This window comes from Serratia sp. A07, assembly GCF_058725505.1.
This window is the reverse complement of record NZ_JBZXDO010000068.1, coordinates 1-8980: the sequence shown is the minus strand read 5'-3', so window position 1 is coordinate 8980 and position 8980 is coordinate 1. Positions and strand designations below refer to the sequence as shown.

Here is an 8980-nt window from a genome sequence, read left to right as displayed (position 1 = left end):
ATACCCATGAAAGTTAAAGCACTTGTACCGATCTTGTTCGGTAGCCGGGTGGTGAATGACGGCGAGTTGTTCGAAACACAGGAGCTTCACGGGCGCGAGCTGATCAAAAAAGGCTATGCCGAGCAGGTGAGTGATGACAATCCTGCAGAGCAGCCAGAGCAGCCAGAGCAGCCAGAGCAGCCAGAGCAGCCAGAGCAGCCAGAGCAGCCAGAGCAGCCAGAGCCAATCAAGAAATCCAAAAAGTAAGGTGAGCCATGTTAGAACTGAAATTGGTGAAAGAGCATTGCCGACTGGAGCCTGATTTCAGTGCGGATGACACCCTGCTAGGCGCCTATATCGGTGCGGCGAAAAAGCATGTGGAGAGGTACACCCGCCGCACGCTTTACGCCAGCGAATCCGACCCCGGTTACGATGCCGACGAAGATCACCTGTTGCTGGAGGACGACGTGCGCACCGCGATGTTACTGCTTATCGGTCATTTGTACGCGAACCGTGAGGCCGTGATAGTTGGCGCGTCGGCATCAAAATTGCCGCTGGCTGTTGAGTCTTTACTCCAACCTTATCGGATTTACGGCTTATGAAATCATTACGCGCAGGTTCGCTGGAGTTTCGCATCAAGCTTCTACGCCCCGTTACGCTTCGCGATAAGCAGACCGGCGCACCGGTCAAATCCTTTGAATTTGTCGCCGAGGTTTGGGCCGATGCGGAGCCGATCTCCAACCGAAAAATTCGCACGGGTGAACAGGGGCAGGTGGTGGAAACCATGCTTTTCACGCTCCGGCCACGGGACGAAATTACCATAGATTGGCAGGTGGTTTTTCAGCAGCGAACCTTTACCGTTCGTGCGCCAGATCGTTCGCAGCGAGATCGGCTGTTAATTACGGCGGAGGCTGATATTCGTCATGATCGAGTATGAAATCAAAGCGGCACTGGAAGCACTAACGAGCCTGCCAGTGTACCCGCTGCTGCTGCCTGACCCGGAACAGGAAGGCGTGACGTATCAGAAGGTCAGCAACCCGAAAGTTGATACCGGGCTAGCCAGCACGGCACTGATTCAGGGGCGTTTTCAGGTCGCACTTTATGTCATCGACGATTACGCGCGCCTGATTGAACTGGATAAGGCTATCTGCGCCGCCTGGGAGAGCATTCAGCATGGGCATATTGGCCGCTGGCCCGTTCATACGGTGACACGCGGCACGATGCAACAGGGGGCAACCACACTCACCAACAACAGCGTTCAGTACCGGCTTGTGCGTGATTACGTCATCTGTTACCCGGAGGACGCCACATGATCAGCATAAACGTTACGGGCCTGGATTCTCTGGAGCGCCAGCTAAAGGCGATGGGGGATGAAGCGGTCAAGGTATTGCGAGATGCCGGACGAGCGGCGCTGGAGCCGGTGCTGGAAGACATGAAACAGCATGCCGGTTTTGATGAGAGTAGCACCGGGCCGCACATGCGGGACGACATAAAAATCCGCAGTACGAGCCGCATGAACGATCCCCGCTATTTGACGGTAATGACATTCAAGGTCGGCCCGAGCAAGAAGCATCACATGAAGGCGCTGGCGCAGGAATTCGGCACGGTTAAGCAGGTTGCCGCACCGTTTATCCGTCCAGCACTCGATTACAACAAAACCCGCGTATTACGCATCCTGGCGGCAGAACTCCGCTACGGCATCGAAAACCGGTAGCGACCGCTGCCACAATCATTAAGTGAGGGACATTATGGCTGATAAAACGTCGCCAGAGTACGCCATGCTTCCGGCTGGCACGGTTGTTAAGTGGGGCGCTGTCGGCGCAGCACCGACGGCCATGAAGGCGCTGGTAAACTGTAAGGCTGTGGGCGAGATGGGGCAGACCGGCAGTTTTGTCGATTGCACGACCCTTATCGACACCACCAAGCAATTTATCTCCGACCTGCCGGAAGGCGCAGAAAAGTCGATCGGGTTTATTGATAACCCGGCAGATGAAAGCTTTGCGGCGTTCCTGACCGCTGCGGACAACCGTGAAACCGTTCAATTTTATGTTGAGCTGCCGAACGGTCGTACCTCCACCTCGATCCTTTCGCTGTCTGGCTGGAAGATGAACGAGATCACCGCCCCGGCGAGTGAAGTCATTCAGATCACGGTGCAGGGTAAGCAGAACAGCAACACCTGGGGAGCTGTGGCCCCAAAGGTGTGATCAGCGTGACTACCCAGCCGAAGAGCGCTGATCTGGCAGTCGGGGGCAATTTGTCCCTGACTGTTGCGGCTACCTCCAGTAACGGCAAGCCCGTTAAATACCAATGGCAGAAAAACGGCACTGTTATCAGCGGTGCAACCTCTGCCACTTATACCAAAAACTCAGTTGTGGCGGCGGATGCAGGCGCTTATCGCGTGGTGTTGTCTGCCGAGCGGTCAGACACTGTCAACAGCGCAACCGCAACCGTAACGATTAAGTAAGGACATGGCATGACCCAGAAGAAAATCAACCTCAAGACCGCGCTGCTTCAACCCATCAATACGGCTGTGCCGCATACGCTGTTTGGCGTACCGGTACATATTCGCCGCCTGACGGTATGTGAACTGATGGATTACGACGAAGGGCTTGGAAAGGCGCAGGCAGAGAGTGACCAAAAGTCAGCAACACTGCTGGGCGCTCAGTTGATCCTCTCTGCACTGGTTGACGAGCAGGGTAAATCAGTACCTGCGTCTGATTTGCCTTCACCAGCGGAACTGCTGGCCGCTCATGATAACGCGGCGTTGTTTGATGCAATCCGCGCTATCCAGAATCACAGCTACGGCACGCTGGAGGAAGCCGAAAAAAACTGACCCACTCACCGTGGCTATGGCTGATCTATCAGTTGGCCGATCGCTTCGGTGAGCCTGACGTCAGAAAAATTGCAGCCCTCCCGGCCTCCATTATCCAGCACTGGGAGGCGTTCTATTCGCTGGTGGATAAGGCAACGTCCGATACTGCTAACCCGCCCCCTGTCAATCTGTCAGCCCCTGTCGCATCTGATGTTGATGAACAGTGTGCTGCCGTTATGCGAGCGCTCATGTAATGGCCGATGTAGCTACTCTGGCGGTAGCGCTGCACCTAAATTCCGCCAGTTTTAAATCTCAAATTGTCGATTCATTCAGAACGGCAGAAACCGCGTCAAAAAACTTCACGGGCAAGGCGCAGCAGGAAAGCCAGAAAACCACCGAAGCACTGACCCAGATAGGCAATCAGGCGAAGCGCACCGGCGGTCAGCTTAACTCGTTGAGTGGTGCGCTCAGCGCCAGCCAGGGCGGCTTCGAAGGGCTGCGAAGTGTGATCAGCGGTCTGGCCGGTGGGAGTAACATCGCGGTCAGCACGCTGGCCAATACGTTAATTCCGACGCTCGATCGCACTTTCATCGGTTTTAAGGGACTGACTAGCGGCTGGGAAGCCCAACGCGAAGCGGCAAAGGCTGCTGCCCTTGAGTTTAACAAGGCGGCGCAGGGCCAGATTGAACAGGCGCAATCTGCACGCCAGCAGGCTCAGGCGCAGTTCGACGCGGCTAAGCGAACCCGTGAACAGGCACAAGCATCCCGCGAGCAGGCGCAGGAAATGGCGCGCTTCTATGCGGCAAAAAATCAGGAAAACCAGCTTTACGGCCTTTCGGTCAGCTACCAGAAAGAGTATGCCGACATTCACCGCAAGGTGCGCGAGGCTGATCTTGCTGAGGTCAGCGCCAAGGAAAAAATGGCGCAGGCATCGAAAGCGGTACTGGCGGCAGATGTTGCCGAAGCCCAGGGAAAAACCAATCTGCTTTCCTCCCTGAACCAAATCAGTGTGGCCAACAAGGAGGTTTCCTTTACAGCGCGCGCGGCAGCGGTCAGCACCAACCTGATGAAAAGTGCGCTGGCCCTGCTGGGTGGCCCGGTTGGCTTAAGCATCATGGCGGCGGTTGCCGGTGCCACGGCATTGTATACCGCGTTCCAAAAAGGGGAGGCAGAGACCAAGGCATATACCGCAGCGCTTCAAAAGTCAGGGCTTCAGGCCATTATGACGGTGAATGATCTGCGCATGCTGACGATGACGCTCGGCGGCACAGAGAATGCGGTTAAGGCTGTCACCAGCGCCGCCGGCGCGGGATTCGGTGGCAATATGCTGTCGGACATAGCTGAAACCGGCACACGGATGAACGAGCTGGGTATGTCATCCGATGATCTTGTTTCGACGCTATCAAGCCTGAGCGGTGAACCTCTCAAGGCAATGGAGGCGTTGACCAATCAGGGCGTTCAGCTCAACACCACGTTTATCGATCATATCGCCACGCTGTCCAGGCAGGGCAAAACCAGTGAAGCGACGGCGTTACTTCAGCAGAAATACCTTGATGATGTGAAAGCCAAAGTCACCGAGCAGGAGAACAGCGTCAGCGGCTTGGCGTCTATCTGGAAGTCGCTGAAAAATGAAGTGGCGTCTGCGTTCGATATCATCGGTCAGGCACACATGAAAACCGGCCAGGCGCAGGCACTGGCGCAGGGCGTTAAGCTGGATATCAGTAACGATACCGCTAACGAGGTGAAGAAAACCAACGAAGAGCTATACAAGCGGCGGCAGCAGGAACAGGAAGCCGCCCGGAAAGAGCTTAAGTTACAGAATGAAGTTTCTGCTGCTATTAAGGCTGGTGCTGATCCTAAAAAGGAACAGGCTCGACTAACGGGGATTGTATCGGCGCAGTTTAAGGCCGGGAAACTGACGGCAGACGAATATGCGCAGGCGTTGAAGGGCATTAACAAGCAGTATGGCACAAAGTCTAAAGGGGCTGCGTATAGCGATAGTGAAGGCGTAAGGCGTCTGCAACAGTTGCAGCAACAATCCTCCGTGCTGCGCGCGCAGGCGCAAGATGCCGACAAACTGACCGAATCGCAGAAAAAGCTGGTGGCCTTCGATCAGGAGATTGCAGGGCTTCAGGGTAAGAAGTTGACCGCCGGTCAAAAAAGCCTGTTGTCCATGCAAGACCAGATCAGGGCGCAATTAACCGAGAATGTGGCGCTGGAAAAGGCAAACCGCGAAAGGGAGATTGGCAAAAAACTGTTGGAACAAACCCGTAGCCTGGTGATGGAAACGGCCTCGAAACAGCAGGAATACGCCAACCGTAACGCGCAGATGACCATGTCCACTGATGCCTACGATCAGATGGTGGCTGAGCAGCAAATCCGGCAGTCGTTCCAGCAACACCGCTTGCAGCTGGATAAGGAAGTGACGGACAAAACGTCCGAGCAGTACATGCAACAGACGGCCATTCTCGCCAGTGAGCAGCAGCGCCAACTGGATATCGTGCGCAATGCCGCGCAGGAAAAAGCGGCTATCGAGGGCGATTACACCGCAGGGCTGAAAAAGGGAATGATGGACTGGTCAGCCAATGCCGGTAACGTTTATGGGCAGGTGAAAGACGCTACCACCCGAACATTTGACGGCATGACCGGTATGCTGACCAACTTCGTCACCATAGGCAAAGCCAGCTTTAACGACTTCGCCAAGTCTGTCCTGACCGATCTCGCCAGCATGATGATCAAGATGGCGATGTTCAACGCGCTTAAAGCCGGAATGAGCTTCTTCGCCCCCTCCGGCAATGACCCAGGGCAAGTACCGATGTTCGCCAACGCCAAAGGCGGCGTTTATTCGTCTCCATCACTGAGCGCATACAGCGGCCAGATCGTCAGCAATCCCACCATGTTTGCTTTCGCTAAGGGCGCAGGCCTAATGGGCGAAGCTGGCCCGGAGGCGATCATGCCGCTCAAACGTGGGGCTGATGGTTCACTGGGTGTGCGGGCTATTGGTATGCCACAACAGGCTGCTGCCGCGCCGAACGTCTACATCACCATTGAAGGCGGCGGTAACGTGAATACCCAGGCCGATCAGGGCTGGGAAGAGTTCGGCAAGCAGATGGGCAACATCGCCGCGCAGGAAAGCCAGAAGGTCATCAACCGGAATCTGAAGCCCGGCCAGCCTATCTGGAAAGCAATCAAGGGGATGTAATGGCCATTAAGACCTTCAACTATCCGGCGCGCGTCAATGCCGCCGGTGATACCCGGTTTCGTATCCGGAAAGCGCAGTTCGGCGATGGTTATATGCAGGTCTCCGGCGACGGCATCAACCCGATCATTCGCTCATGGGATTTGACCTTTATCGGCAAGTACAACTACATCACGCCGATTATCGTCTTTCTTGAAGATCATCAAGGGGTGAAGTCATTCCAATGGACACCTCCTACCAACGTTCCCGGCCTGTACCGCTGCGAGGGCTATAAGCCGGTCGCCATGGGCGGGGACAACTATTCACTGACGGCCACGTTTACCGAGGCCTTCCACGTTTAACCGAGATTAATCATGTTGAATACAGACCTGCAGAAGTTGGAGCCGGGCAATCGCGTTCGTCTTGTTGAAGTGGACGGGACAAAGTTCGGTGCTGATATTCTGCGCTTTCACAGCGATACGCTTCCCTATACGCCGGAAGAACTGGCCGCTGCTGGCGGGGACGAAACGAAACTCCCCGCAAAATCGATCTGGTGGCAGGGCAAGGAGTATGGGCCGTGGCCGTTTTCCGTTGAGGGACTGGAAATATCCTCCGACAGCCAAAGCACAGAACCGAAATTGACGGTCGCCAATATCAACGGCCTGATCACTGCGCTTTGCCTTCAGTTTGAAGATATGGCGCAGGCGAAGGTGCTGATTCACGATACGCTGGTGCATTACCTCGATGCCCGGAATTTCCCTGAAGGGAACACAATGGCTGACCCGGTGCAGGAAAAGCTACAGGTGTTCTACATCGATCGCAAAGCTACGGAAAGCGATGAGGCGGTGGAGTTCGAACTATCCAGCCCGGCAGACCTTCGGGGGCTGCGCATCCCGACCCGCCAAATCCACAGCCTGTGCACTTGGTGTTCGCGTGGATGGTATCGCACCGGTAAGGGCTGCGATTACGCAGGCTCACGATATTTTGACGACAAGGGCAATCCGGTGGATGACCCAAGTAAAGATCGCTGCGGTGGGCTGCTGAGTGATTGCCAAAAACGTTTTGGTGAGACTGAGCCTTTACCGTTCGGCGGCTTCCCTGGTGCAGCCCTGATTAAGCAGTAGGTGGCGTTATGAAAGAGAAAACCATAGCAGCCATTATGGCGCACGCCGAGGCTGAGTATCCGCGCGAGTGCTGCGGCCTCGTGGCGCAGAAATCCCGTGTTGAGCGTTACTTTCCCTGCCGTAACCTGTCGGATAATCCCACCGAACAGTTTCACCTGTCGCCAGAGGATTATGTGACCGCCGCCGAGTGGGGGACGATCACAATGATTGTGCACAGTCACCCGGATGCCACCACGCAGCCGAGCGAACTGGACAAGGCGCAATGTGACGCGATGGAGTTGCCTTGGGTGATTGCCAGCTGGCCAGAGGGGGACTTGCGAACTATCATGCCGCGCGGGGAATTGCCGTTGATTGGTCGCCAGTTCGTGCTGGGTCATACCGACTGCTGGGGGCTGATCATGAGCTATTTCCGGCAGGAGCACGGCATAGCGCTCCAGGATTACCGCGTTGATTATCCGTGGTGGGAACGGGGCGAAAATCTCTACTTGGACAACTGGCACGACTGCGGTTTTCGAGAGTTCGACGGCCCACCGATGCCGGGTGACATGGTGATTATGCAGGTTTCCGCGCCGGTGGCGAACCATGCCGGTATTCTGCTCGAAGACGGCATGCTGTTGCACCACATGTACGGCATGCTTAGTCAGCGGGTGCCTTACGGTGGCTATTGGAAAGAAAGAACGATCAAAATTGTTAGGCTCAGGGCGTTAAGGTACTAATTTATTGTTTCTATGGCATCTGTTAACATATCGGTACTTTTTAGTCCGGATAGGTGTTAGTTAAATGAGAAATATTGGTTTCTTAATATTAGCTGTCGGTGTCATATGGGTGCTCGTAGCTTTAAATATTGATACAAGTGTTGCAACCGGATATGGTGGTAGAGTAAACAACATTGGGTTGATGGCAAATAAACAAAATCAAATTATTATTGGTGGCATTGTCATTGTTTGTGGTTTGATAATCTCTGTGTTTTGCAAGGCTATCCCTTCATATAAAATAGTCAAATGCCCGTTCTGTGCAGAGGATATTAATCGTGATGCTTTAAAGTGCAAACATTGTGGTAGTGATGTTTCAGAACACTTAAGTAAAGGTGAGTTACCAAAAGTTCATGGGCATAGTGCAAATGAACTGGTTATTACTAACTCTGATGGAAAGAAGGTGTTGAATCTGCCTGTGGTTTCAGAAATAGCAATGAAAATGCACCTAGAAATGCCAAATAACAAAGCTCTTTCTGTGATGGTAACTAATGCACCAACAATTAGCACGCTTAAGGAAACTATGGGAAAGCAGATGGGAATAAATTTTGAATCGCATCTGGAGAGTGAGTTGATTAGGATAAAGAGTAAAAAATAATACTTTTCTTCTGTTAGAAAAAAACTCGTTTTTCGAGGTTTTTATTGGAGGTAGTATGGGGTTTTTAGAGGTTCCACTAAGAACTATACGATTTCACGGCCCTATGATTAGTGTGTTCGGTCGCGAATTTAAATATCGGGCGCCAACGGTACCAAAGGCGATCGATGCGATGAAGAATCTGTTACCCGGCTTTGAACGTTACATGCTTGAGGCGCACAAGCGTGGCCTGACATTTTCAGTTTTCGTCGGTAAACGCAATGTCGGGCAGGATGAGCTTGATCTAACCAAAGGGACGGAAGATATTCACCTTGTTCCCGTTGTGATTGGGAGCAAGCGTGCTGGCCTATTCCAAACTATTTTAGGGGTGGCATTAATTGGTGCGGCTATGGCCTTCTCACCCGCTGGGCTTGGTGTTTTTTCGGCAACGGGTGGGTGGGCTTCTATGGCTTATGCAGGTGCAGCAATGGCCCTTGGTGGTGTTGTTCAAATGCTATCCCCTCAAGCAGGCGGACTGCGCATGCGCCAAGACCAGGACAA

Annotated in this window: 14 protein-coding genes; all 14 read left to right on the top strand. The window is 53.8% G+C overall.

Annotated elements, in window-relative coordinates:
• Positions 1–6: 6 nt before the first annotated feature.
• Positions 7–246, top strand: a complete 240-nt coding sequence (locus AC4PR2_RS26925; RefSeq protein WP_247209643.1) for a DUF7210 family protein — start codon at positions 7–9, stop codon at positions 244–246.
• Between the two features lie 8 nt (positions 247–254).
• Entirely contained in the window at positions 255–581 is a 327-nt protein-coding gene (locus AC4PR2_RS26920; protein ID WP_213672756.1) for a head-tail connector protein, read from the top strand.
• Positions 578–916 carry a phage head closure protein gene (locus tag AC4PR2_RS26915; RefSeq protein WP_213672757.1) on the top strand — a complete coding sequence of 113 codons (339 nt, stop codon included), beginning with the start codon at positions 578–580 and terminating at the stop codon, positions 914–916. Before AC4PR2_RS26920 ends, AC4PR2_RS26915 begins: the two co-directional genes overlap by 4 nt.
• Entirely contained in the window at positions 903–1292 is a 390-nt protein-coding gene (locus tag AC4PR2_RS26910; protein ID WP_213672758.1) for a hypothetical protein, read from the top strand. The genes AC4PR2_RS26915 and AC4PR2_RS26910 overlap by 14 nt, the downstream gene beginning before the upstream one ends.
• Positions 1289–1693, top strand: a complete 405-nt coding sequence (locus AC4PR2_RS26905) for an HK97-gp10 family putative phage morphogenesis protein (RefSeq protein ID WP_033655097.1) — start codon at positions 1289–1291, stop codon at positions 1691–1693. Before AC4PR2_RS26910 ends, AC4PR2_RS26905 begins: the two co-directional genes overlap by 4 nt.
• Positions 1694–1727: 34 nt before the next feature.
• Positions 1728–2183, top strand: a complete 456-nt coding sequence (locus AC4PR2_RS26900) for a phage tail protein (RefSeq protein ID WP_334273968.1) — start codon at positions 1728–1730, stop codon at positions 2181–2183.
• A 5-nt stretch (positions 2184–2188) separates the two neighbouring features.
• A complete protein-coding gene (locus AC4PR2_RS26895; protein ID WP_380829942.1) occupies positions 2189–2443 on the top strand; it encodes an immunoglobulin domain-containing protein in 255 nt (84 codons plus the stop codon).
• Positions 2444–2452: 9 nt separating this feature from the next.
• On the top strand, positions 2453–2812 hold the full coding sequence (locus AC4PR2_RS26890; protein ID WP_197835772.1) for a phage tail protein: 360 nt from the start codon (positions 2453–2455) through the stop codon (positions 2810–2812).
• A gap of 232 nt (positions 2813–3044) precedes the next feature.
• Complete coding sequence (locus tag AC4PR2_RS26885; protein WP_492175774.1) at positions 3045–5993, top strand: phage tail tape measure protein; 2949 nt, start codon at positions 3045–3047, stop codon at positions 5991–5993.
• On the top strand, positions 5993–6331 hold the full coding sequence (locus AC4PR2_RS26880; RefSeq protein ID WP_492175773.1) for a phage tail protein: 339 nt from the start codon (positions 5993–5995) through the stop codon (positions 6329–6331). Before AC4PR2_RS26885 ends, AC4PR2_RS26880 begins: the two co-directional genes overlap by 1 nt.
• 9 nt (positions 6332–6340) lie before the next feature.
• Positions 6341–7093 (top strand): phage minor tail protein L, encoded by a 753-nt coding sequence (locus AC4PR2_RS26875; RefSeq protein WP_492175775.1) that lies wholly within the window; start codon positions 6341–6343, stop codon positions 7091–7093.
• An 8-nt stretch (positions 7094–7101) separates the two neighbouring features.
• Positions 7102–7809, top strand: a complete 708-nt coding sequence (locus AC4PR2_RS26870; protein WP_492175772.1) for a C40 family peptidase — start codon at positions 7102–7104, stop codon at positions 7807–7809.
• A 64-nt stretch (positions 7810–7873) separates the two neighbouring features.
• Positions 7874–8443, top strand: a complete 570-nt coding sequence (locus AC4PR2_RS26865) for a zinc ribbon domain-containing protein (RefSeq protein WP_492175771.1) — start codon at positions 7874–7876, stop codon at positions 8441–8443.
• 169 nt (positions 8444–8612) lie between these two features.
• The coding region (locus tag AC4PR2_RS26860; RefSeq protein WP_492175770.1) for a tail assembly protein at positions 8613–8980 on the top strand (368 nt) is incomplete at its 3' end.